Source organism: Embleya sp. NPDC050154 (assembly GCF_044460165.1).
In the GTDB taxonomy this organism is placed as follows: domain Bacteria; phylum Actinomycetota; class Actinomycetes; order Streptomycetales; family Streptomycetaceae; genus Embleya.
On sequence record NZ_JBITJP010000019.1, the window covers coordinates 58,494 to 79,755 of the forward strand.

A 21,262-nucleotide genomic window follows, 5' to 3' on the forward strand; every position below is an offset into this window, starting at 1 on the left:
GGGGGCGGTCACCCGCTCGTGAGCTCGGCCATCAACCGGACCGCGACGGGTACCGGCGTGCCGTGCCGCGTGGCCGCGCGCAACAACGCGCCGCCGATCGCGTCGAGTTCGGTGGGACGGCCGGTCTCCGCGTCGCGTTGCATGGACGACTTGGTCTGCGCCGGAAAGGAGTCGTACAGCGCCAGGGATCGCGCGGGATCGACCGGCGCACCGCAGGCCGCGCTCACCGCGGCCGCTTCCTCGACGAGAGCGACCAACTCCGCCCGGCGCTCGGCCCTCACCTCGCCGATGGTGAGCCCGTAGCGGGTGGTGAGCAGCGCAAAGGGCGCGAGGAAGGCGAGTTTTGTCCACAGGGCGGCGGTCTCGTCCGCCACCGTGCGCGTGCGCACGCCGGCATCCGTGAGCACGGCCGCCAGGGGAGCGAGTTGCTCCCGCGATCCGGCCAGGTCGATCTCCGTGAACGGGCTGCCGTGTTCGATGACGCCCGGCGCGATGCGCGTCGACTCGACACGGATCACGCCGGGTGCGACGACGTTCCGTTCGCCGAAGTACCCACGCAGTACCGAGGGGTGCTCGATGCCGTTGAGCAGTGGCACGATCAGGCCGTTCCCGACCGCCTGCGGCGGTATGCGTTCCAGCGCCCCGCTCAGCGCGGTGTGCTTGACGGTGATCAGGCACAGGTCGACGGGATCGCGCAGTTCGGTATCCGTCTCGACGTGCGCGGTGAAGTCGCCGAACTGCCCGCTGCACACCCGAATCCCGCTTCGCCGCATAGTCTGTGCGGTCTCCTCCCCCGCGACACAGATCACCCGGTGACCGGCCCGGGACAAGAGCGCGGCGAGCAGGCCGCCCACTCCTCCCGGCCCGAGTACCGCCACGGTCCACGGGCGCGCGCCGGCGTGTTCGTTGTCGGAGGGAGTCGAAGCGGACACGGGATATTCCTCTCGATGGCGGTCGGGGTCGGCACCTGCTCCACCGGGCTCTCCCGTCCGGACGGGGGCGCGTGGGTGAGAGCAGGTTGCCGCCCGGATCGATCATCGAACCGGGGCACTTCCAAGTCAATCCTCGGGTTTTATGCCAACTACCCAAGCGTTACCTTAAGTCCATGACTCTCGATGATCTGCGTGTCTTCGTCGCGGTGTGCCGAGCCGGGAGCCTGAGCGCCGTCGCCCGGGAACTCTCGTGCACACAGTCGGCGGTGAGTCAGCATGTGAAGCGGCTGGAACGGGAGACGAAGCTACAACTCCTGGAACGCCACCCCCGCGGCGTCGCCCCCACCGCGGCGGGACGCCTGCTGCAAGCGGCCGCCGCCGACGGCATCGCCGGCCTGGACGTGGCCCTGCGTCGCCTCGACGAACTGGCCCACGGCGAGGCCGGATCGGTACGGGTCACGACGGGCGCCACCACCGTGCGGCACTTCCTGTCCGGGGCCGTCGTCGCCTTCCGCAGCCGATACCCCAAAGCCAGCCTGGAGTTTCGGACCGAGACCTCCAGTCGCAGTTGCTTCGACGCGCTCGCCTCCAACACCCTCGACCTGGCCTGGATCACCGTCGGCGGCCCGATCCAGGGCATCCAACAACGCCGCGTCGCCGAACTGCCCTGGGTGTTGGCCGTCCGCGCCGACGATCCGTTCGCCGACCGCACCCACATCGACACCGCCGAGCTCGTCGGCATCCGGCACATCAGGCTTCCGGAGGACTCCTCCTCGCGGGCGCACCTCGACGCGGCCTTCGCGAGGCTGGCCATTCACGTCACATCCGACACCAGCGTCGCCGACTGGGACACCGCCATCCTGCTCGCCGAACTCGGCCTCGGACACGCCGTCGTCCCGGCCCTCCCGGACCAACGCGGCACCGACGGAACCGGCCCGATACGTTTCCTCCCCATCCCCGACCTACCACCCCTGTCGGTCGGCTGGGCCGTACGCCGCTGGGACGACCTCACCCCCCTGGCCCGAGCCTTCGCCGACAGCGTCGCCCTCGACGGCCCACGGTGACGGACGAGCCGGCACGGTGCTCGCCGTGGCGGCCGGCCGGACGGCGATTCTCGATCGGGCGAACACCTGCGGCTGTCGTGGCGCGTCGGCTGTCGACGATCGCTTGAGGAACCGGGGCGGCCGGGGCGGGGCAGGGACGGGTTCGGCCGCGTCGGGCGTCGGTGAATTCCGGGCTCCTCGAGGATGTGCCGACCTCGGGCTCGTGCAGGAACGTCGTAACGCTCACGCCGCCGCTCGCGCATGGGTGGCCGGTGGCTCGGGTGGATGCGGGACCGGTCAGGGACTGCCGGCTCAGGCGCCCGGGACAGCGCGAGATCGATGGTGAATGGCAGATGCCGCGATCCGGACTCGGATCCGAATCCGAATTCGGGTCGAAGGGTGAATCCGGGACCGGCCCCGAGGGCCGCGTGTCGTCTCGGTACGTCCCCCACCACCGCTCCACGCACAGCAAGGCAACCGCAATGATCCGCACCGAACGCTGCCACGGGCCATCCCTGCCCCGCCCCGTCGGCCGTCCCACCGACACCACGGGCAGCACGGACAATACGGACAGCACGGGCAACGCGGGCACCATCAACAGCACCGGAAACGCCGGGAGCACCGGCACAACGGCGACTCGCTCGACCCGGCCCCGTGTCCACGACTCGCACCCGCCGCCTCGCGGGCCGACCTCGCCGCTGCCGGAGGTCGAACTGCCGGCGACACCCCTGGCCCGCCTCGAACACCTCGTCGGCGCGGAACGGCTCGCCGAGGTGCACGGCGCACTGCGCGAGGCCCGCGAGCGCCTCGACGGGCGCGAGGTGTGGCACGTGAGTGACAATCCGACGCGCGGTGGGGTCGCCGAGCTTCTCCGCGCCACGCTGCCCCACATGCGCGGTGAGGGCATCGATACCCGGTGGGCCACGATCGAGGGCAGCCGCGCGTTCCGCGCCCTGACCAAGGCGCTCTACTACCGGATGTGCGGCGTCGCCGCGCACGCACACGAGGACCCGCCGACCCCGGAAGGCGGCCGCGCCCTGTACGAACGCATGTCGCGCGCAGCCGCGGAGCGCCTGCTCGGCGTCATGGGCCGACGCAGCGTGGTCGTCCTGCACGATCACCAGACGGCGGGCCTGATCCCGTACCTGCGCGAGGCCGGGTGCACCGTGTTGTGGCAATGCCACATCGGCGCTCCTCTGCATGCCGAACCAGCCGGTCCCGCTTGGCAGTTCCTGCGTCGATACCTGTCCGCCGCACACGGCTTCATCGCGTCGTACGACGGAGCGCTGCCGGTCGGGCTGCCCGACGTACCGGTCCGCATCCTGTCACCGTCGATCAACCCGCTGTCACCGAAGAACCTGCCGCTGCGGCCCGCCGTGGACACGTCGCGCCTGATGGCGCGGATCGGCGTCTTTCGAGAGCCGAGCGGCGCTGACGCGGATCCGTCCGGTGGTTTCGCCTTCGCCGATCCGCTCCTTCGCCATACCGCGCGGATCGATCGTCACGCGGGTGCGTTGCCGGCCGGCACGCCACTCGTCACGCAGGTGAGTCGATGGGACCGGGTCAAGGACATCCCGGGCGTGATCGAGGCGTTCACCGACCATGTCGACCCGGACTTCGGTGCGCACCTGCTGCTCGTGGGACCACGAGCGGCCGGCGACGCGCAGGCCGAACAGGTGCTCGCGGAGTGCCGCGAGGCCCGCGAACGTCGGCGGAACCGGCCGGGCCGGGTGCATCTGGTCGAGATTCCCACCGATCATCCGACCGAGCACGCGTTGACCATCAACGCCATCCAACGGTGTTCGACCGTGGTGATCCAAAAGAGCCTCGCCGAGGGATTCGGATTGACCGTGTCCGAGGCCGCCTGGAAGGGACGGCCCGTGATCGCCTCGCCGGTGGGTGGAATCCGACAACAGATCCGACACGGCCGATCCGGCCTGCTGCTGAACCACCCGCACGATCTGCCGGGACTCGGCGCCGGCATCGACCGACTGCTCGCCGACCCGGCGTACGCCCGGGAGCTGGGCGACAACGGACGCCGCCATGTGCGCACGAACTTCCTCACGGACAGCGGCGTGCTGGGGTTCGCACGGATTCTCTGCGAACTCCCATAGCAGGCGGCGGCGAACCCCTACCCCGAATGGACCGGACCGCCGCACGACATGGTGCACCGGGCGCACTCCCGAGGTGAACACAGGACCCCGCGCAACGCCATCCACCACGACGTCCACCCCGACACCAAGGACCGATCGCCATGCGAATCCTCGCCCTCGGCGCCCACCCCGACGACGTCGAACTGCTGTGCGCCGGAACCCTCGCGCGCTACCGAGCGCAGGGCGCCCACGTGACCATCGCCATCCTGACCAACGGCGCACCGGGCGCACCGACCGAGCCCCGGGCCACGCCCTCCATCCCGTCCGCGTCCCCGTCTCCGTCCCTATCCCCGTCCGCCTCCCCGTCCCCGTCCCCGATCGCCCGTGTTCGCGCACACGAGGCCCGCGAGGCCGCGTCCGTACTCGGAGCGGACTCGATCATGCTCGGACTGCCGGACGGCTTCCTCTACGACACCCCCGCGGCCCGCCTACTCGTCGTGGACGTGCTGCGCCGCACCCGCCCCGACGTGCTGTTCGCGCATCACCCCGAGGACTACCACCCCGACCACCGGGCCGCGGGCGCCCTCGCGAGCGCCGCGCGGCTACTGGCTCGCGAACCGGGCCTCGAAACCGGGCACGCCGCCCTCGACACCGTCCCGGCGTTGTTCCGGATGGATACGTTGACCGGCGCGAACGGGGGTACGCCGGACCTGTGGGTAAACATCACCGACACCATGCCGACCAAGGAGGCCATGGTGTCGCGACACGCGAGTCAGAACGACGGCCGCCGCCGGCGCGGCGGCCACGACTTCGTGGACCTCGCCCGACGGCAGTCCGCGCTGCGCGGCCGAGAGGTGGGCGTCGCGTACGCGGAAGCGTTCACCCGTGCCCGCGCCCATCCACCGACGACGACGGCCGACCTCGCGCTGCCCTGGATCACCCCCACATCCGCCACGCATGACCCGCATGACCCGCATGACCCGCCCGGAGTCGTCGCGACCGTAGCCGACCGCCGCCCGAGCAGGACGTGAAACCACACGGAGAACGGAGAACGGAGAGCCATGCGCATCCGCCCCGAAGCACCCGCTGCCCGCCGCGCGTCGCGCCGACGCCGCCGAGACCGGGAACACCGACCGGGTTCCGGCCGGTGGGGGCTGTACGCCGTGTTCTTCCTCAACGGGACGGTCCTCGCCAGTTGGGCGCCGCGCATCCCGCAGGTCAAGGCCGATCTGCACCTGTCGGACGGACAACTGGGCATCGCACTGCTCGGCGTCGCGCTCGGGTCGGTACCGGCGATGCCGGCGGCCGGCGTCCTGGTCAACCGATTCGGAAGCCGCCTCGTCACCCGTGTCGCGCTGCCGATCTACGCGTCGGCGGTCGCCCTGCTCGCCCTGGCCGACGGTCTGATATCGCTCACCCTAGGCCTCGCGGTCCTCGGCGCCGCCGTCGGCGCGCTCGACGTGGCCATGAACACCCACGCCGTCGACGGCGAACGCGACGCGGAACGCCCACGCATGTCCTCGTTCCACGGCCTGTACAGCGCGGGCGCGCTCACCGGCGCCCTGATCGGCACGGTCGCGGCGGCGGCCGGCGTCCGTCCGGCCACCCAGTTCGTGGTCACCGCCGCCGTCGCCCTGACCGCCTCGGCGCCGGCCGTCGCGGCGCTGCGGCCGGCCGTCCACCACGTGCCGAAGGCGCGTACCGAACCCACATCCCGAACCCGACCGGGACTGCGGGGACGCCTGTTGGGGCTCAGCCTGCTCGGGCTGTGCGTCCTGCTCATCGAGGGCGTGGTCACCGACTGGGGCACCGTGTATCTGGCGGATTCGGTCCACGCGGGGCCCGGTGTGTCGGGCGCGGGCTACACGGTGTTCGCACTGGCCATGACGCTCGGACGGCTCTCCGGTGATCGTGTGGCCGCGCGCTTCGGCCCGGTGCGGGTCGTGCGCCTCGGCGCGTTGGCGACCGGATCCGCCGCCGCTCTCGCGATCGCGGCGCCTCACCCGTGGGTGGTGGTACCCGCGTTCGCGGCCGTCGGCCTGGGCATCGCCTCGTCGTTCCCGCTCGTGGTGGGCGGCGTCGGCCGGCAGTACCCCGACACCCCCGGCCCCGCCGTCGCCACCGTCTCCACCACCGGCTACCTCGCCTTCCTGGCCGGACCGCCACTCGTCGGCTTCCTCGCCGGCCACATCACGCTGCGCTTCGCCCTGCTCCTGCTGCCCCTGCTCGCGGTCGTCGCAGCTTCCCTCTCCGGACTCCTGTCCGAGAACCGCACCTCCCGGAGTCCCGGGGGCGTCCGGGGCGTTCGCGATTCCCGGAAGACCCCGACGGTTCGGCGACGGGAGGAAACCTCGCCGACGACGGCCTCTGCCACCCGACCGGGTCGCGCGGGCTGTCGTCACCATCGAGAGCACCTGCCGCCAAGACTCGCCTAAGCGCCCAGACACGCCCGCAACTGGGCGGTGGCAAAGGCCTTGCCGCCGAGGTTGTAATTCATGTCGTACGCCTTCATGCACTGCGGCAGCCGCCCGTGCTGCGGCAGAGTGGCGTTCGCCGAAGTTCCCGTGGCCAGCACGAATACGGGTGCCAGGACGGCGGCGGAAACGGTCGTGACGATCAAGCGGCGTATTTTCACGAGGAGTTGCATCCTTCCGGTTGAGGATTGGCAGCGGTCGATGCCGGGACGAAACCCGGATGAGCATCGACCGGGGTACACACCGCCCGTGACGGGCGACGATGCCGAACGGGCCGATCCGGATACCGATCCGGCCCTGCTCCGGCCCCGACCGACGATGCCGGCCGGGGCATGGCCTCGATACCGACGAAAGTTGCCTGCCCCAACCCGAAAGTCGAACCGGACCCGGCCGCGACGCGGAGCGGGCCGTCGTCCCGGGAAGATGTGCGACGCTGTGGTCATGTCAGCACCCCGAGACCTCGCCGAGATCCGCATGCGGATCGACGAACTCGACTCCGAAGTGGTCCGGTTGCTCGCACAACGTCAGGAATTGGTGCGCACGGCCGCCGGATTCAAGAGCGACGAGCAGGCGGTCAGGGCTCCCGATCGAGTCGAACGCGTCATCGCGGCCGTACGTGACCGCGCCGTCACGGCGGGACTGGCACCCGAGGTGGCGGAAGCCGTCTGGCGGGCCATGATCGCCGCGTTCATCGATCTCGAACTCCACGAACACCGCCGAAGCACCGACGCGGCCGATCCCGTACCCCACCAAGGGCCGTAGGCAGCCCGACACGTCCCCCGGGTCGAGCTTCGCTATTCGGCGACCTGCGTGTACCTGCCCTCTTCGGGGGTCTCCGCTTCCCACGGGGTGCATGCCTCGGAGAGGTCGACGGCCACCCCGGCCGGTTCGAGGGCTTCGCGGAGCCGTCGGACGGCGCCGTCACCGAGGAAGTGGTGACGGACGGTGAGGCGTTCGAGGTGGGTGAGGGGCCGGCCGGCGAGCAGCGCCTCGGCGCCGGTGTCGGAGAGCGTGCCCATGGACAGGTCGAGTGAGCGCAGCCGCGCGACGAGGGGGGCGGCGGCGACTGCCGCCGCGACCTCGTCCTGGATCTCGCTGTTCATCAGACCCAGGTGCCGCAGCGCGGGGTGCCGGGTGCCGTCCAGGAGATCGGCCAGGTCGGCCGGGGTCGCGTCGCCTCCGTACATGTCCACGCCGAGCCACAGGTCGAGGTGGTCCAGGGCGGGGAATTCGCACGCCGCGACCGTCCGGGGCAACTGCGCGGGCATGCCGCCGGTCTGCAGGACGAGCTTGCGCAGCCGCGCGTGCCGGATCGGGCGCAGGACGAGTCCGGGTTCCGCGGTGCGGAACTGGCCGAACCGGTAGCCCAATTCCTCGAGGTTCGGGAATGCCTCCAGGAGCGGTGTGATGTCCTCGGGTGGGATCCACGAGACTTCGTGCTCTTCGCTGGTGATGTCGGCGACGAACAGGTGGCGCAGCGCGGGGAACTTGTCGGCATGCGCGCACAGCAGGCCGATGACGGGTTCCTCGTCGCCGTCCAGGATGTCGGTGGCCCAGTAGCCGATGACCAGCGCCCGCACCTGCGTGGTGTCGACGGTCTTGAGGAAGAGCTCCAGCACCTCCGGGAATTCGAGCTCGGCGTCGAAGTGGGTGGCGATCTTCCAGGCGACCGCCGCGGGTTCGGGGGCGGAGGCGACGAGTTCGGCAAGGTGCTCGTCGTTGTCCGTCTCGAAGGTGTCGATGTCGTCGTCCGCCAGGAACGGATGCACCGTGAGCCCGCCCAACTCGGCGAGATGCTCCCACACACTCATCAGGGTCTGCTCCGTTCCCGATCCGCCCTCGTCCCGGCGGAAGCCTACGGACACCCGCCGACACGGCGCGTGCGCGGGGGTCCGGGGCGAGGCGCGCCGACGGATCGGTCGCGTGAGCCGGATCGCCGCGTCGGTCACCGCACGCCGTCGCCCATCGACCGGCCCACCGCTATCGACGCTCGACCCTCAGCAGGCCGGCGATCATTTCGGCGGTCTTCTCCCCCGCGCGCTGTTTGATCAGCCCTTCCTTGGCCGTGCCGCGAACCACGACCCGTGTGGTCTCGGATTCGCTCGTGAGCGCGACGGTCACCAGAACCGGGTTCATCCGCAGATGGCCACCGCCCGTGACCACCCGGATCGTCCGCCGGCCCGGACTCGATTCGCCTCCACCCGACTCCGGTGCGACACCCACGCCGGCCAGGATGGCCGCGACATGTCGCACGGCGCCGTCGAACGACATCGGCAGATCGAGGGTGACCTCGTGGGAGTTGTTGCGCATCAACGCGACCACGAACCCCACGCCGTAGCGGCGGCGGAATTCGGCATTCACCACCGCGTCCTCGTCCGACATCATCGCCCCTTCGCACCGTCCGGCCCCTGCGTGCATCGCGCCCGGCCCGGCCGTGTGCGGGCGGGTGGCAACCGGGACGACCGGTCGCCTACCACGACTTCGACGAAGACTAGGCCCCGACCCGGCGGTGATCTTCCGCCCCCGGGTTCGCGCCCCTACCTTTGGGATGCTTCCGAAATGCTTCGCGAACCGAGGAGAGGACAGGCCGTGGCCTACATCCAGCGGCACCGATTCAAGCTGATTCCGTGGCCGTGGACCACGATGGCCTGGGTGCGGGTCCCCGAAGGGCTGGAGTACACCCTCTACCAGGTCGGCGACGTCGTCCCGCGCGGGCAGTCGGTCCGGTGCCTCCCGGACGAGTACGCCCGGTGGTACCACGCCTTCGAGACCTTCCAGGGCGAGCTGCGATCGGCCGAGTCCGATGTGCGATACCAGCACGGAATCCGCTATGTGTCACGGCCGTTCGCCGATCGCACGGTCATCCGCCGACGCTGGGGCGACCTGATGCCCAACCGCCGCGAGCGCTCCCGCGCCTCCTTCGAACGCTGCGCCGCCCGCATGCGCGCGGCCGACGCGGCGTACGCTCCGATCCGCCTGGTCATCGAGGAGCGATTGGCGGAGGCACACGCGACGGAGGCACGTACGCAAGCCCCCGGGGAGTAACCCGGCACGCCCATCGGAGCACGGCCGCCGAGAACGGGTGGAAGCGGCACGGGAGCACGCACAGGTGCGACCCGGTGGGTTGAGGGACGGCCGGGTCGGACCCGGTGACGAGGCTGAGCCGCCACCTCGCCGATCGGGTCGATCGCATCGGGAGGGCCGGTCAGCGGGAACCGGCCAGAAAGCCCCGCACGGTGGCGACGTACTGCTCGGGGTGGGTCGAGTGCGGGACGTGCCCGGCGCCGTTGAACGTCCGCACCTGCGCGTGTGGGATCGTGTCGTCGAGCTTGCCGACGATCCGCGGGAACCAGGGCGGGCTCTCGGTGCCGTATGTCAGGAGCACGGGCGCGGCGAACGCGGACACCCCGGTGAGGTCGAGCCCGGCCCAGTGCGGATCGGCTTGTTCGTCCGAGAACGTGGCAGCGTTGGCGATGAACGTGTCGCGCACCGCATCGGTCAACTTCTCCCACATCCCGGGTCCGAGCGCGACCTCCTCGACGAAGCGGTACGCCCCGCCCCGGTCGTCGCCCGCGCGCAGGCTGTCGACGACCGCGTCGATCCGGCCCTGCATCTCGCGCATCAGCGGCTCGAGTTCCGGATCGCCCGCCACGGTCTCCAGCAGCGGCGGCTCGTGCGCGACGAGGCTGCGGAACCACTCGGGCCGACGCGCGGCCAACCCCAGCGCCGTGGACGCGCCGAACGAGTTTCCGACCACGTGGGCGGGCGCCACGTCGAGCCGCTCCACCAGCGCCGCCAAGTCGTCCTCGTCCTGGGTACGGGAGCCCGCTCCGGCCGGGGCGGTGCTCCTCCCGTGCCCCCGACGGTCGTAGGTCACCACGCGGTACGACGCGGCGAGCGCGGGAACGACCGGGCTCCAACTGCGATGGTCGGTCCACGAGCCGTGAACGAGCACGAGCGGCTCGCCCTCGCCCGCGACTTCGTAATACAGGTCGGCGCCATTCACCTGCGCGCGCGGCATGCCGGTTCTCCTCGCTCGTGCGTTCGCGGCGGGCCCGCCGCTCACTTCGTCCACGAGCCCCTGTCCCGGACTCGAGATTCCCATGCGTCCCGGCAACGGCCTTCCGGCCCCGGCCCGGGGGAAATCCCCGTATCCGGTGCGATATCACCGCGCCACACTGGTCGGCAGGTCTCACGAACGGAAGGAGAAGGGCCTTGACGACGACCCACCGGTACTGGGCCCATTCGAGCGACGGTCGCACGCACGAGGTCCGCCTGAACCAACTCACATACGACGTGTTCGTCGAGTGCGACGCGTGCGGTACGCGCCGCGCGGTGTACCTCATCACGCCACGCCAGGCCGCGGCACGCCACCTCGCCGAGGCGCACGCGGCGTACGACCGCCTCGGAAGCAAGCGCACGGCCGGGTGGTACTCCGGACTCTTCTGGCGCATGCTCGGCTCCGCCTGATCAGGACCACCGACAACCCACCCCGAACGGCCGAGCCGGACGCACGTCACCGTCGCGTGGTACGGATGCGGATCCCTTCGACACGGGTGATCATGAAGACCGCCCGAGGAGAAGGCGGCATATATCCATGATTGTTGCGGAAGGCCTCACCAAGAGGTACGGAGCGAAGACGGCTGTCGACGACGTCAGCTTCGAGGTTCACCCCGGACGGGTCACCGGGTTCCTCGGCCCCAACGGCGCGGGAAAGTCCACCACGATGCGGATGATTCTGGGCCTGGACCGGCCCAGTGCCGGTCGGGTGACCGTGGACGGTCGGGCCTACCGGGACCTGGCCGCGCCGATGTTGGAGGTGGGGGCCCTCATCGACGCCAAGGCCCTGCACGGCGGCCGCACCGCCCGGGACCATCTGGTGGTGCTGGCGAAGTCGAACGGCATTCCGCTCACCCGGGTGGACGAGGTGCTGGACACGGTCGGCCTCACTTCCGTCGCCAGGAAACGCTCCGGGGGCTTCTCCCTGGGGATGGGCCAACGCCTGGGGATTGCCGGGGCGCTGCTCGGCGACCCTCGGGTGCTGCTGTTCGACGAACCCGTCAACGGGCTCGACCCCGAGGGCATCCTGTGGATCCGGAACCTGATGAAGCGGCTCGCCGGCGAGGGCCGCACGGTCTTCGTCTCCTCCCATCTGATGAGCGAGATGTCCCTGACCGCCGACCACCTGCTGGTCATCGGGCGCGGAAGGATCCTCGCCGACACGGGCGTGGCCCGGTTCATCGCGGAGAACTCGATCAGCCATGTGAAAGTGCGCTCGCCGCAGGCGGATCGACTCGCCCGGCTCGCGACGGACGCGGGCTGGCAGGTGACCCGGGATCAGGCGGGGGCGCTGCTGGTCCAGGACGTGAGTACCGACCAGGTCGGTGACCTCGCCGGACACAACGGGGTGTTCCTGCACGAACTGGCGAAGGTCGAGGCCTCACTCGAGGAGGCGTTCATGCGGCTCACCGCCGACAGCGTCGAATACCACACCGGCGGCGCACCCCCGGAGGCCGCCGCGACGGTCCCGGGTTGGGGTCCGCCGACCACCGCCGACCGGATCGGATGAGGCCTCGATGACGACGACCACGCCCGCCGCGCCCACCGCCCTCGGGCACGCCCCGCGGCTGACCTTCGCCCGGATCCTGGACTCCGAGTGGGCCAAGATCAAGACCGTGCGCTCGACCATGTGGACGCTGCTCGCCCTGTTCGCGGTGAGCGTCCTGATCAGTTGGGGTATCGCCGCCCTGGCGGCGGGCGACGTGGCCAAGGACGTGGCCGAGGGAAAGGAGAACGACGCTCCCGACCTGCTCACCGTCGGCGTCGCCTTCGGCCAGATCGCCGCCCTGGTGCTCGGGGTGATGTCGATGACGGCCGAGTACTCGACCGGCATGATCCGTACCAGCCTGACCGCGGTGCCGTGGCGCGCCTCGATGCTCGCCGCCAAGGCCCTCGTCCTGGCCCTCGTCCTCTTCGTGGTCGGGGCGATCACCGCGTTCTGCTGCTACTTCCTGGCCAACCTGATGCTCGACGCCAAGGACGTCGGTGTCGGCCTCGGCGAACCCGGCGTGCTCCGGGCACTGATCGGCACGGGCCTGTACCTGGCCGTCCTGGGCCTGTTCGGGATGGCGCTGGGCGTGCTGCTGCGGCACACCGCCGGCGCCATCACCCTGGGCATCGCGCTGATCTTCGTGGTCGGTGGCGTGGTGGGCCTGATCCCCGGCAAGACCGGTGACTGGATCGCCAAGCTGATGCCCGCCAACGCCGGCGGACAGGTCATGGCGGTCGAGGCCGCGGACAAGATGTTCCAACCGTGGACGGGCTTCGCGGTCTTCGTCGCCGAGACCCTGCTCCTGCTGCTCCTGGGCGCCCTCCTCCTGGAGAAGCGGGACGCCTGACCCGGCGGGCCCGTCGTGCCCCCGCGTCCCGCGCCCGTGCCGGGCGACCCCGGCGCCGGGCACGTGCACCCCGGCCCACGACGAACATGTCGGAAGGCGTCGACCGCACCGCGGTCGACGCCTTCCCTTGCCACACCGTCGCGGACGCGCAACGCGCGACACGACGCACAACGCATCGGCACGCCGCGCCCGGATCGATGGCTCTACTTCGCCGGGTCGACCCCGAACGTGCGGGCCAGGTCGTCCAGGACCACGTCCGCGCCCTGGAGGGACACCGCCGTCATCCAACTCTCGTCCTTGACCTCGTACACGTGCCCGGCCTGCACGGCCTTCAGGCGCTGCCACAGCGGGTTGGCCATGAACTTGGCCTTGCGCTCCTCGCCGCCCGAGAAGGACGTCAGGAAGATGTAGTCGGCGTCGGCCTGCCCGATCTGCTCCTCGCTGACCTCGATGTTGAACTTCTCGGGGTCGCGCTGGTTCTCGGGACGGGTCAGGCCCATGTCGCTCAGGATGATGCCGCTGAACGTCTTGCCGAGGTAGATGCGCGTCGGGCCGTCCACGAAGCGCACGATGGACACCGTCGGCTTGTTCGCCTTCGCGTTGATCGCGTCGCCGACCTTCTTGGCGCGCGTCTCGTACGCGGTCAGCTTGGCCTTGGCCTTGTCGTCCTCGCCGAGCGCCTGGCCGACCAGCTTGACGTTCTCCTTCCAGATCGGACCGGTGGTCTTGACGAAGACGGTCGGCGCGATCTTGGACAACTGCGCGTACAACTGGTCGTGTCGCACGGTCGCGGAGACGATCAGGTCGGGCTTGAGCAGCGCGATCTGTTCGAGGTTGGGACTGTCGAGCGGGCCGACGTCCTTGGTGTTCTTCACCGCGTCGCCGAGGTAGGGCGGGAAGCCCTTCTGGTCGCGGTAGGAACCGATGCCGCCGACCAGCGGAACGTCGAGGGCGGCGACCGCCTCGACGAGGCTGTTGTCGAGCGCCACCACGCGCTTGGGCTTCTCCTTGATCGTGGTGGTGCCCTTGTCGTGCGTGATGGTGCGCGGGAAGGAGGCCGTGGAGGCGGCTGCGCCGGAGGACGCCGCCGCGGGCTTGTCGGTGCCCGCGGCCTTGTCGTCGGAGTCCTCGCCGCACGCGGCAAGGCCCGCCGTCAGCGCGATGGCCAGTGCGGCAAGGCCGAGACGAGCGCTCCGTCTGCGGCGTCCGAGCGTGAGCATGTGCCCTCCATGGATGAGCGATTCGGCAGGATGTCCGGGCACGGCGCAGCGCGAGGCCATCCGCATCCGGGAATTGGGGATGAGGTTAGCCTTGCCTATCCGGGCACAAGCGACAGGGTCGTGTTTTCCGGATTTTAGGCGTGCCTTACCTTACGTTCGTGCCTTCGAACATCGATCTCGCCGTCCCACGCGCGGCACCCGAACGACCACCGGCGCCGGAGCGCCACGGCGCCGGCCGCCGCCTCACGGTGACGGCCGTACTGCTCACCGCCCTGGCGACCGTCCTGTTCGCGTCGCTCGCCATCGGCGCCAAGAACGTCCCGCTCGCGGATGTCTTCCACGCGCTGGGCGGCAGCCGCGAGGGCGACGCGATCATCGTTCGGGACCTGCGCGTCCCGCGCACCTTCCTGGGCCTGTTGGTGGGCATCTCGCTGGGTGTGGCGGGCGCGGTCGCGCAGGACATCACCCGCAACCCGCTCGGCGACCCCGGTCTGATCGGGGTCAGCGCGGGTGCGGCCTGCGCGGTCGCCGCGAGCATCGGCCTGCTCGGACTGACCAGCCCCTACCAGTACGTGTGGTTCGCCTTCCTCGGCGGCGCGCTCGCGGGCCTGCTCGCCTACGTCGTCGGCGGCACCGGATACGGCGGCGCCACCCCCGCCAAACTCGCCCTCGCCGGCGCCGCCGTGACCGCGCTGTTGGACGCGTTCACCAACGCTCTCGTGTTGCTGGACGTCCGCACCCTCGACCAGTACCGCTTCTGGGCGGTCGGCTCGCTGGCCGGACGCGACACCGATCTCGGCGTCCACCTCCTGCCGTTCGTCGCCGTCGGGCTGATCCTGGCCCTCGGTCTGTGCGGCCGGCTCAACGCCCTCGCCCTGGGCGACGACCTCGCCTCCACCCTGGGCGTCAAGGTCGGCACCACCCGCGCGCTCGGCGCCCTCGCGGTCATCCTGCTCGCCGGCGCCGCGGTCGCCGCCGCCGGCCCGATCACCTTCGTCGGCCTGGTCGTTCCGCACGTGGTCCGGGCCTTCACCGGCCCGGACGCCCGCTGGCTCGTCCCCTGTTCCGGCCTCGCGGGCGCGACGCTCACCATCGGTGCCGACGTGATCGGCCGGGTGGTGGCGCGCCCCGGCGAACTCGAGGTCGGCGTGGTCACCGCGATCCTCGGCGCGCCGTTCCTGATCGCGCTGGTCAAGCGCGGCAAGCTCAAGGAGCACGCCCGATGAGAGTCGAACTCGGCCCCTTCGGCATGTCCGTTCGCCCGCGCGTGGCGATCGTGGCCGGCACGCTGCTCGCGATCATCGCGTGCGGCCTGGTGGCGTCGGTGTCCATCGGTACGTACTCCATCCCGATCCCCGACGTCGTCGACTCGCTGCTGGGTATCGGCTCCGGCGACGCCGACCTGATCGTGCGCGAACTGCGACTGCCGCGCGCCCTGACCGCACTGCTCGTCGGCCTCGCGTTCGGATTGTCCGGCGCGATCTTCCAAGCCGTCACCCGCAATCCGCTGGCCGGCCCGGACCTGATCGGCATCTCCGCCGGGGCGAGCGCCGGCGCGGTCTGCACGATCCTGATCGGCGGCGTCACCTCGGCGGGCGCCGCGTCCTTCGGTGCCGTCCCCTTCGGCGCGCTCGCCGGGGCGTTGCTCACTGCGGTCTTCATCTACGTGATGGCCTATCGCGGCGGCACCATCACCGGCTACCGGTTCGTGCTGGTCGGCCTGGCGATGCACGGCGTGCTGATGGCCCTGACCCGCTGGATGCTCGCGCGGGCCGACATCGACCAGGCATCCCGGGCCATGGTGTGGCTCACCGGCAGCCTCAACGGGCGCGACTACGCGCACGTGCGCTGGGTGGGTGTCGCGCTGCTGGTCCTGGTGCCGCTCACGCTCGCGCTGGCCCGCCCGTACCAACTCCTGCAGTTCGACGACGACACCGCGCTCAGCCTCGGAATGCCGCTGCGCCGCGCCCGAATCGCGCTGCTCGTGGTGGCCACGTGCCTGGCGGCGGTGGCCGCCGCCTCGGCCGGACCGGTGGCCTTCATCGCGCTCGGCGCGCCACAGATCGCCCGCCGACTCGCCGGCACCGCCGGCATCCCGCTGATCGCGAGCGGACTGGTCGGTGCCGCGACCCTGCTCGCCGCCGACCTCGCCGCCCGGCTCGCCTTCTCGCCGACCGAACTGCCGGTGGGCGTCGTCACCGGCGCGGTCGGCGCCCCGTACCTGATGTGGCTGCTCGCCCGAACCAACCGGGCCGGAAAGGGAGGCTGACGTGACCACCAGCGCACTCGACACCATGGGGCTGTCCGGCCACGGCCTGCGTCTGGGCTACGGCGACCGCGTCGTCGCCGACGACCTCGATCTGCACATCCCCGCCGGCAAGGTCACCGCGCTCGTCGGCCCCAACGCGTGCGGCAAGTCCACCGCGTTGCGCGCCCTGGCCCGCCTGCTCAAGCCCGCGGCGGGTGTCGTGCACCTGGACGGGAGCGACATCGCCGACCTGCCCGGTCGCGAACTCGCCCTGCGCCTGGCCCTGTTGCCCCAGACGCCGACCGCGCCGGACGGCATCACCGTACGCGATCTCGTCGCCCGCGGCCGTACCCCGCACCAGCGCTGGTGGCGGCAGTGGTCCTCGGCCGACGAGGCCGTGGTCGATCGTGCCCTCGCGGTCACCGGCGCCACCGCGCTCGCCGAGCGCTCGATCGACGAACTCTCCGGCGGCCAGCGGCAACGCGTGTGGATCGCGATGGCGCTCGCCCAGGACACGAACGTGCTCCTGCTCGACGAGCCCACCACCTACCTCGACCTCGCCTACCAGGTCGACGTGCTCGAACTCGTCGCAGACCTCAACCGCACCGACGGACGCACCGTCGTCATGGTCCTGCACGAACTCAACCACGCGTGCCGCTACGCCGACCATCTCGTCGCGATGCGCGCCGGCCGCGTCGTGGCCGCGGGTCCTCCCGCCGACATCGTCACCCCCGAACTGGTCCACGAGGTCTTCGACTTGCGCACGTCGGTCATCCCGTGCCCGGTGTCGGGCGTACCGCTGGTGATTCCACTGGGCGGCCGACGGGAGGCCACCGAGCCGTCCGTCAAGGCGTAACCTCCCGCGCGAGCGGCCGACCCGCCCAACCGGCGGTCGGCCGCTCGGCCGTTCCCACGCCGGGGGAATCGCAGCCCTCGCACCGGGCGCCGACCCACACCGATCGCCATCCCGCGGAGCCGCGGCGCCCCCACGACGCCGGAGTACGCGCTCGCCCCACGCGCGGCCGGGGGCCGGCGCGGCGACCGGGCGGCCGTCTTCGCGCATTCACATCCCGAGACAATCGATCGAGTTTCCTTGACTGTCGTCATGCCAACGGCATATCGACCTCCGCGTCGGACGCCGCTCGGGTGTCCGGCGCGGACCGAAGGGAACCATCGGCATGCAGGATTCTCCTCCCGACGTGATCGCGTCGACCACGCACGGCGCCATCCGTGGCACCGCGCACGGAAATGCCTACGCCTTCAAGGGCGTTCCCTATGCCGCGTCGCCGATCGGCACGCGGCGCTTCGGCCCGCCGCAGCCCCCGGAGCCCTGGATCGGGGTTCGCGACGCCCGGGCGTACGGTCCGGCCCGCGCCGCAGAATCACGACGCCGTCCTGGAACGCATGTTCGGCCATCCGCCGTTCGTTCAGGACGAGGCGGAGTGCCTGAATCTGAACGTGTGGACACCCGGCCCCGATACCGCGCGGCGGCCGGTGATGGTGTGGCTGCACGGCGGACCCTTCCTCACCGGCAGTGGAAGCGACCCGGTGTTCGACGGGGCCCGCCTGGCGACGCGGCACGACGTGGTGGTGGTCACCGTCGACTACCGCCTCGGCGCGTTCGGGTTCCTCCACCTCGGCGAACTGCTCGGCGAGGGCTACCGGCACTCCGGAAACCTCGGCCTGCTCGACCAACGCGCCGCGCTCGCCTGGGTCCGCGACAACATCGCGGCCTTCGGCGGCGACCCGGCAACGTGACCCTGTTCGGCCAGCCGGCGAACCCAGGCTGCTGATCGCGGACGAGCCGACCACCGCGTTGGACGTCACCGTCCAGGCGGAGATCCTCGATCTGTTGCGCACCCTCCAGGCCGAGACCGGAATGGCCGTACTCATCGTCACGCACGACTGGGGTGTGGTCGCCGACCTGTGCCGACGCGCGGTGGTCATGTACGCCGGCCAGGTCGTCGAACAGGCAGGCGTGGACGCCATGTTCGAGGTACCGCTGCATCCCTACACCGCCGGGCTGATGGCGGCCAACCCCCACCACGCGGGCGCCCGCGGCCCGCTCCCGACCATCCCCGGATCCGTCCCGGCGCCCGGAAACCGGCCGCACGGCTGCGCGTTCGCCGCACGCTGCCCGCGCGTGAGCGACGCGTGCACGCGCGAGCCGGTGGCCCTGGTCGAACCGGCACCCGAGCGGCTCACCCGATGCGTGCATGCCGAGCACCTGCTCACGGAGGGATCCCGCCGATGACACCACCCCTCGTCCTCGATATCCGCGACCTGGCGGTCGAGTTCCGCCAGGGCCGAAGCACACCTCCGCTGCGCGCGGTGGACGGCGTCTCGTTGAGCATCCGCGAAGGTGAGACCGTCGGCCTGGTCGGCGAATCCGGCTCCGGCAAGTCCACCATCGGGCGCGCCGTCCTGGGCCTGAACCCGATCCACTCCGGTCGGGTGCACTTCGAGGGCACGGACATCACGCACGCCGCCCGCGCCACGCGCCGCGGCCTGGCCGACCGCCTGCAGGTGGTCTTCCAGGACCCGTACTCCTCGCTCAACCCCGCCCGGACCATCGGCCGGACCCTGGCCGAACCCCTGGTGGCGCAGCGGCGGTCGGATCGGGCCGCGATCGACGAGCGCGTCGCGACGATGCTCGAACGCGTCGGCATGCCGGCCGACACCGCCGACCGCTACCCGGGACAGTTCTCCGGCGGGCAGCTCCAGCGGATCGCGATCGCCCGAGCCCTGATGATCTCGCCCCGGCTGGTGATCTGCGACGAACCGGTCAGCGCGCTCGACCTGTCGATCCAGGCCCAGGTGATGAATCTTCTGGGGGACCTGCAACGGGAGTTCGCGCTCAGCTATCTCTTCATCGCGCACGACCTGCCCGTGGTCCGGCACCTGTCGCACCGCATCATCGTGCTCTACCGCGGCCGGGTGATGGAATCCGGCACCGCCGACGAGGTCTACTCCGACCCCGTCCACCCCTACACACAGACCCTGCTGGCCGCCGTGCCGGCCCCGGACCCGCGCGCGCAACGCGCCCGCAGGCAGCGCCGCGTCGCGGCCGAGCCGGCGCGCCCGCCCTCGACGGCCGGCTGCGTCTTCGCGCACCGCTGCGCGCACGCGGTGGACATCTGCCACACCGTCCGCCCCGAACCGCTGCCCCTCCCGGGCCCGTCGGACACACACGGCCGCGTGCCACCGCAGTGCCGAACTGCACCCCCATCCCGTCGCCGTGAACCCTTCGGCGAAGCGGCACCCGGTTCCCACCGGTCACCACGTGAGAGAGGGATCGTCTTGCGAAGACTCCGAATAGCCCATGCGGTAGCGGCCGTTGCCGCGCTCGTGTTCGTCGCCGCCGGTTGTGGCGGCTCGTCTACGGGCAGTTCCGGCAGCAAGGGCGACACGCTCACCCTCGTCTCGCTCGGCCCGCCGGCCAGCCTCGACCCGGCCAAGGCCAATGTCGGCTCCGACAACTGGTTCGTGAACCTGACCTACGACACGCTTCTGCGGCTCGACCCGAACGGCAGGACCCAACCCGCGCCGGCCACCGAATGGGGCTATGTCGGCACCGGCAACACCGACTTCGAGTTCAAGCTGCGCGAGGGCGTGACGTTCGCGGACGGCACGCCGCTGACCGCCGAGGCGGTCGCCGCGTCGCTGAACTACACCCGCAAGAACGGGCTCAACGTCTCCTGGTTGTCGTCGATCGAGTCGATCACCGCGACCGGCCCGCTGAGCGTGCGCATCCACTGCGCCACCCCGAACCCGGTGCTGCCCCGGCTCCTGGACCACGTGTCCCTGGTCGGTTCGGTGATCAGCCCGGCCGGCCTCGCGGACCCCGCCAAGATGGGTACCGCCTCGTTCGGCGCAGGCCCCTACGTCCTCGACGCGGGCCGCACGGTCTCGGGCGACCACTACACGTACACGCCCAACGCCCGGTACTGGGACAAGAGCAGGATCCACTGGAAGACGGTGGTCATCAAGGTCATCCCCAACCCCAACTCCGCCCTCCAGACGGTCAAGACCGGCCAGGCCGACGTCCTGAACATCACCGCCGGCCAGGTCGACACCGCCAAATCCGGCGGCCTGGAGATCAGCAACACGCCACTGTTCACCCTCGGCGTCGACCTGGTCGACCGGGCCGGCACGGTGGCGCCGCCGCTCAAGGACGTCCGGGTCCGACAGGCGCTCAACCACGCCGTCGACCGCGAGTCGATCACCAAGGCCCTGGTCCGGCAGTACGGACAGCCCACCACCCAGGTCGCCCTGCCCGGGGCCGACGGCTTCTCGGCGGAGACCGATCGGCGCTATCCGTACGACCCGGCGAAGGCCAAACAGTTGCTGACCGAGGCCGGTTACCCCAACGGCTTCTCGTTCGACATGGAGACCACGAACCTGCTCGGCATGGACCTGGTCACCCAGGCCGTGGTCGAGCAATGGAAACAGATCGGCGTCAACGCCAAGGTCACCACCGACACCAGCGTCGGCCAGTGGCTCGCCAACGCCACCTCCAAGAAGTTCCCCGTGCTCGCCTTCGGCTACGGCGCGGCCCCCACCTATCTGATGTCGCTGGACTGGCTGCTGCCACACGCCACCGCGTTCAACCCGTTCGCCTCCGAGGACCCCGAGCTCACCCGCCGGCTGACCGAGGCCGCCGCGGCGCCCGCCGACCGGCAGGGGGCGCGTTACGAGGAGGTACTGCGCTATGTCGTCGACCAGGGTTGGTTCGTGTCCGTGATGCGGATGGACGGCATCTACGCCTTCAACGGCAAGAAGCTCTCCGGTTTCACCTCCGCCCCCAATTACCTGCCGGACGTCGCGTGGGTGGTCGCACCCCGGTAGGACGGT

Annotated in this window: 21 protein-coding genes and 1 pseudogene; 16 read left to right on the top strand and 6 right to left on the bottom strand. The window is 70.9% G+C overall.

The features are described 5' to 3' along the window. Window positions 1-8 precede the first annotated feature (8 nt). On the bottom strand, window positions 9-932 hold the full coding sequence (locus ACIBSV_RS33305) for a ketopantoate reductase family protein (protein WP_395869717.1): 924 nt from the start codon (window positions 930-932) through the stop codon (window positions 9-11). Window positions 933-1,105: 173 nt separating this feature from the next. On the opposite strand from ACIBSV_RS33305, the gene ACIBSV_RS33310 reads away from it, so the two are divergent. The 4 genes from ACIBSV_RS33310 (at window position 1,106) to ACIBSV_RS33325 (ending at window position 6,503) form a co-directional block, all read left to right on the top strand. Beyond that, on the top strand, window positions 1,106-1,996 hold the full coding sequence (locus tag ACIBSV_RS33310) for a LysR family transcriptional regulator (RefSeq protein ID WP_395869719.1): 891 nt from the start codon (window positions 1,106-1,108) through the stop codon (window positions 1,994-1,996). A 461-nt stretch (window positions 1,997-2,457) separates the two neighbouring features. After that, window positions 2,458-4,089, top strand: coding sequence for a glycosyltransferase (locus ACIBSV_RS33315; RefSeq protein ID WP_395869722.1), 1,632 nt, complete (start codon window positions 2,458-2,460; stop codon window positions 4,087-4,089). Window positions 4,090-4,229: 140 nt separating this feature from the next. Further along, window positions 4,230-5,099, top strand: coding sequence for a PIG-L deacetylase family protein (locus ACIBSV_RS33320; protein ID WP_395869724.1), 870 nt, complete (start codon window positions 4,230-4,232; stop codon window positions 5,097-5,099). A gap of 30 nt (window positions 5,100-5,129) precedes the next feature. Beyond that, window positions 5,130-6,503, top strand: a complete 1,374-nt coding sequence (locus ACIBSV_RS33325) for an MFS transporter (protein ID WP_395869726.1) — start codon at window positions 5,130-5,132, stop codon at window positions 6,501-6,503. Here ACIBSV_RS33325 and ACIBSV_RS33330 read toward each other — a convergent pair. Beyond that, on the bottom strand, window positions 6,500-6,688 hold the full coding sequence (locus tag ACIBSV_RS33330; RefSeq protein WP_395869728.1) for a hypothetical protein: 189 nt from the start codon (window positions 6,686-6,688) through the stop codon (window positions 6,500-6,502). The two genes, ACIBSV_RS33325 and ACIBSV_RS33330, sit on opposite strands and share 4 nt — an antisense overlap. 295 nt (window positions 6,689-6,983) lie before the next feature. On the opposite strand from ACIBSV_RS33330, the gene ACIBSV_RS33335 reads away from it, so the two are divergent. Next, window positions 6,984-7,304 (top strand): chorismate mutase, encoded by a 321-nt coding sequence (locus ACIBSV_RS33335; RefSeq protein ID WP_395869730.1) that lies wholly within the window; start codon window positions 6,984-6,986, stop codon window positions 7,302-7,304. 32 nt (window positions 7,305-7,336) lie between these two features. Here the strand turns inward: ACIBSV_RS33335 and ACIBSV_RS33340 are convergent, their stop codons facing one another. Both ACIBSV_RS33340 and ACIBSV_RS33345 read right to left on the bottom strand, forming a co-directional pair. After that, entirely contained in the window at window positions 7,337-8,353 is a 1,017-nt protein-coding gene (locus ACIBSV_RS33340; RefSeq protein WP_395869732.1) for an STM4015 family protein, read from the bottom strand. A gap of 169 nt (window positions 8,354-8,522) precedes the next feature. After that, window positions 8,523-8,924, bottom strand: a complete 402-nt coding sequence (locus tag ACIBSV_RS33345) for a hypothetical protein (protein WP_395869734.1) — start codon at window positions 8,922-8,924, stop codon at window positions 8,523-8,525. Between the two features lie 207 nt (window positions 8,925-9,131). Here ACIBSV_RS33345 and ACIBSV_RS33350 point away from each other — a divergent pair, with 207 nt between their 5' ends. Continuing rightward, complete coding sequence (locus tag ACIBSV_RS33350) at window positions 9,132-9,587, top strand: hypothetical protein (RefSeq protein ID WP_395869735.1); 456 nt, start codon at window positions 9,132-9,134, stop codon at window positions 9,585-9,587. 160 nt (window positions 9,588-9,747) lie between these two features. On the opposite strand, the gene ACIBSV_RS33355 is transcribed toward ACIBSV_RS33350, so the two are convergent. Then, window positions 9,748-10,563, bottom strand: a complete 816-nt coding sequence (locus tag ACIBSV_RS33355; protein ID WP_395869737.1) for an alpha/beta fold hydrolase — start codon at window positions 10,561-10,563, stop codon at window positions 9,748-9,750. Window positions 10,564-10,757: 194 nt separating this feature from the next. Between ACIBSV_RS33355 and ACIBSV_RS33360 the strand changes: the two genes are divergently transcribed. The 3 genes from ACIBSV_RS33360 (at window position 10,758) to ACIBSV_RS33370 (ending at window position 12,940) form a co-directional block, all read left to right on the top strand. Beyond that, a complete protein-coding gene (locus tag ACIBSV_RS33360; protein ID WP_395869739.1) occupies window positions 10,758-11,012 on the top strand; it encodes a hypothetical protein in 255 nt (84 codons plus the stop codon). A gap of 127 nt (window positions 11,013-11,139) precedes the next feature. Next, window positions 11,140-12,111, top strand: a complete 972-nt coding sequence (locus tag ACIBSV_RS33365) for an ABC transporter ATP-binding protein (protein ID WP_395869741.1) — start codon at window positions 11,140-11,142, stop codon at window positions 12,109-12,111. A 7-nt stretch (window positions 12,112-12,118) separates the two neighbouring features. After that, window positions 12,119-12,940, top strand: coding sequence for an ABC transporter permease (locus ACIBSV_RS33370; RefSeq protein WP_395869743.1), 822 nt, complete (start codon window positions 12,119-12,121; stop codon window positions 12,938-12,940). 203 nt (window positions 12,941-13,143) lie between these two features. Here ACIBSV_RS33370 and ACIBSV_RS33375 read toward each other — a convergent pair whose 3' ends face one another. Then, window positions 13,144-14,160: an ABC transporter substrate-binding protein gene (locus ACIBSV_RS33375; RefSeq protein ID WP_395869745.1), complete on the bottom strand. Its 1,017-nt coding sequence runs from the start codon at window positions 14,158-14,160 to the stop codon at window positions 13,144-13,146. Between the two features lie 158 nt (window positions 14,161-14,318). Between ACIBSV_RS33375 and ACIBSV_RS33380 the strand changes: the two genes are divergently transcribed. From ACIBSV_RS33380 to ACIBSV_RS33410, 7 genes and pseudogenes are all read left to right on the top strand, one after another. After that, window positions 14,319-15,386 (top strand): FecCD family ABC transporter permease, encoded by a 1,068-nt coding sequence (locus ACIBSV_RS33380; protein WP_395869747.1) that lies wholly within the window; start codon window positions 14,319-14,321, stop codon window positions 15,384-15,386. Continuing rightward, window positions 15,383-16,429, top strand: a complete 1,047-nt coding sequence (locus ACIBSV_RS33385; RefSeq protein ID WP_395869749.1) for a FecCD family ABC transporter permease — start codon at window positions 15,383-15,385, stop codon at window positions 16,427-16,429. Before ACIBSV_RS33380 ends, ACIBSV_RS33385 begins: the two co-directional genes overlap by 4 nt. A gap of 25 nt (window positions 16,430-16,454) precedes the next feature. Further along, window positions 16,455-17,264: an ABC transporter ATP-binding protein gene (locus ACIBSV_RS33390; protein WP_395870001.1), complete on the top strand. Its 810-nt coding sequence runs from the start codon at window positions 16,455-16,457 to the stop codon at window positions 17,262-17,264. A 322-nt stretch (window positions 17,265-17,586) separates the two neighbouring features. Then, window positions 17,587-17,766, top strand: a pseudogene (locus tag ACIBSV_RS33395) (carboxylesterase family protein); the annotation flags it as partial. Next, window positions 17,684-18,166 (top strand): carboxylesterase family protein, encoded by a 483-nt coding sequence (locus ACIBSV_RS33400; RefSeq protein WP_395869751.1) that lies wholly within the window; start codon window positions 17,684-17,686, stop codon window positions 18,164-18,166. The pseudogene ACIBSV_RS33395 and the gene ACIBSV_RS33400, both read left to right, overlap by 83 nt. 58 nt (window positions 18,167-18,224) lie before the next feature. Continuing rightward, window positions 18,225-18,662: an oligopeptide/dipeptide ABC transporter ATP-binding protein gene (locus tag ACIBSV_RS33405; protein WP_395869753.1), complete on the top strand. Its 438-nt coding sequence runs from the start codon at window positions 18,225-18,227 to the stop codon at window positions 18,660-18,662. Then, on the top strand, window positions 18,659-21,256 hold the full coding sequence (locus tag ACIBSV_RS33410) for an oligopeptide/dipeptide ABC transporter ATP-binding protein (protein WP_395869755.1): 2,598 nt from the start codon (window positions 18,659-18,661) through the stop codon (window positions 21,254-21,256). Before ACIBSV_RS33405 ends, ACIBSV_RS33410 begins: the two co-directional genes overlap by 4 nt. Window positions 21,257-21,262 lie beyond the last annotated feature (6 nt).

What these genes read in the sequence shown, in the direction of transcription:
- ACIBSV_RS33340 (WP_395869732.1), bottom strand. Translation starts at nt 8,353, where the DNA reads ATGAGTGTGTGGGAGCATCTCGCCGAGTTGGGCGGGCTCACGGTGCAT.
- ACIBSV_RS33400 (WP_395869751.1), top strand. Translation starts at nt 17,684, where the DNA reads ATGCCGCGTCGCCGATCGGCACGCGGCGCTTCGGCCCGCCGCAGCCCC.
- ACIBSV_RS33345 (WP_395869734.1), bottom strand. Translation starts at nt 8,924, where the DNA reads ATGTCGGACGAGGACGCGGTGGTGAATGCCGAATTCCGCCGCCGCTAC.
- ACIBSV_RS33385 (WP_395869749.1), top strand. Translation starts at nt 15,383, where the DNA reads ATGAGAGTCGAACTCGGCCCCTTCGGCATGTCCGTTCGCCCGCGCGTG.
- ACIBSV_RS33320 (WP_395869724.1), top strand. Translation starts at nt 4,230, where the DNA reads ATGCGAATCCTCGCCCTCGGCGCCCACCCCGACGACGTCGAACTGCTG.
- ACIBSV_RS33335 (WP_395869730.1), top strand. Translation starts at nt 6,984, where the DNA reads ATGTCAGCACCCCGAGACCTCGCCGAGATCCGCATGCGGATCGACGAA.
- ACIBSV_RS33315 (WP_395869722.1), top strand. Translation starts at nt 2,458, where the DNA reads ATGATCCGCACCGAACGCTGCCACGGGCCATCCCTGCCCCGCCCCGTC.
- ACIBSV_RS33355 (WP_395869737.1), bottom strand. Translation starts at nt 10,563, where the DNA reads ATGCCGCGCGCGCAGGTGAATGGCGCCGACCTGTATTACGAAGTCGCG.
- ACIBSV_RS33390 (WP_395870001.1), top strand. Translation starts at nt 16,455, where the DNA reads ATGGGGCTGTCCGGCCACGGCCTGCGTCTGGGCTACGGCGACCGCGTC.
- ACIBSV_RS33365 (WP_395869741.1), top strand. Translation starts at nt 11,140, where the DNA reads ATGATTGTTGCGGAAGGCCTCACCAAGAGGTACGGAGCGAAGACGGCT.
- ACIBSV_RS33325 (WP_395869726.1), top strand. Translation starts at nt 5,130, where the DNA reads ATGCGCATCCGCCCCGAAGCACCCGCTGCCCGCCGCGCGTCGCGCCGA.
- ACIBSV_RS33375 (WP_395869745.1), bottom strand. Translation starts at nt 14,160, where the DNA reads ATGCTCACGCTCGGACGCCGCAGACGGAGCGCTCGTCTCGGCCTTGCC.
- ACIBSV_RS33310 (WP_395869719.1), top strand. Translation starts at nt 1,106, where the DNA reads ATGACTCTCGATGATCTGCGTGTCTTCGTCGCGGTGTGCCGAGCCGGG.
- ACIBSV_RS33370 (WP_395869743.1), top strand. Translation starts at nt 12,119, where the DNA reads ATGACGACGACCACGCCCGCCGCGCCCACCGCCCTCGGGCACGCCCCG.
- ACIBSV_RS33410 (WP_395869755.1), top strand. Translation starts at nt 18,659, where the DNA reads ATGACACCACCCCTCGTCCTCGATATCCGCGACCTGGCGGTCGAGTTC.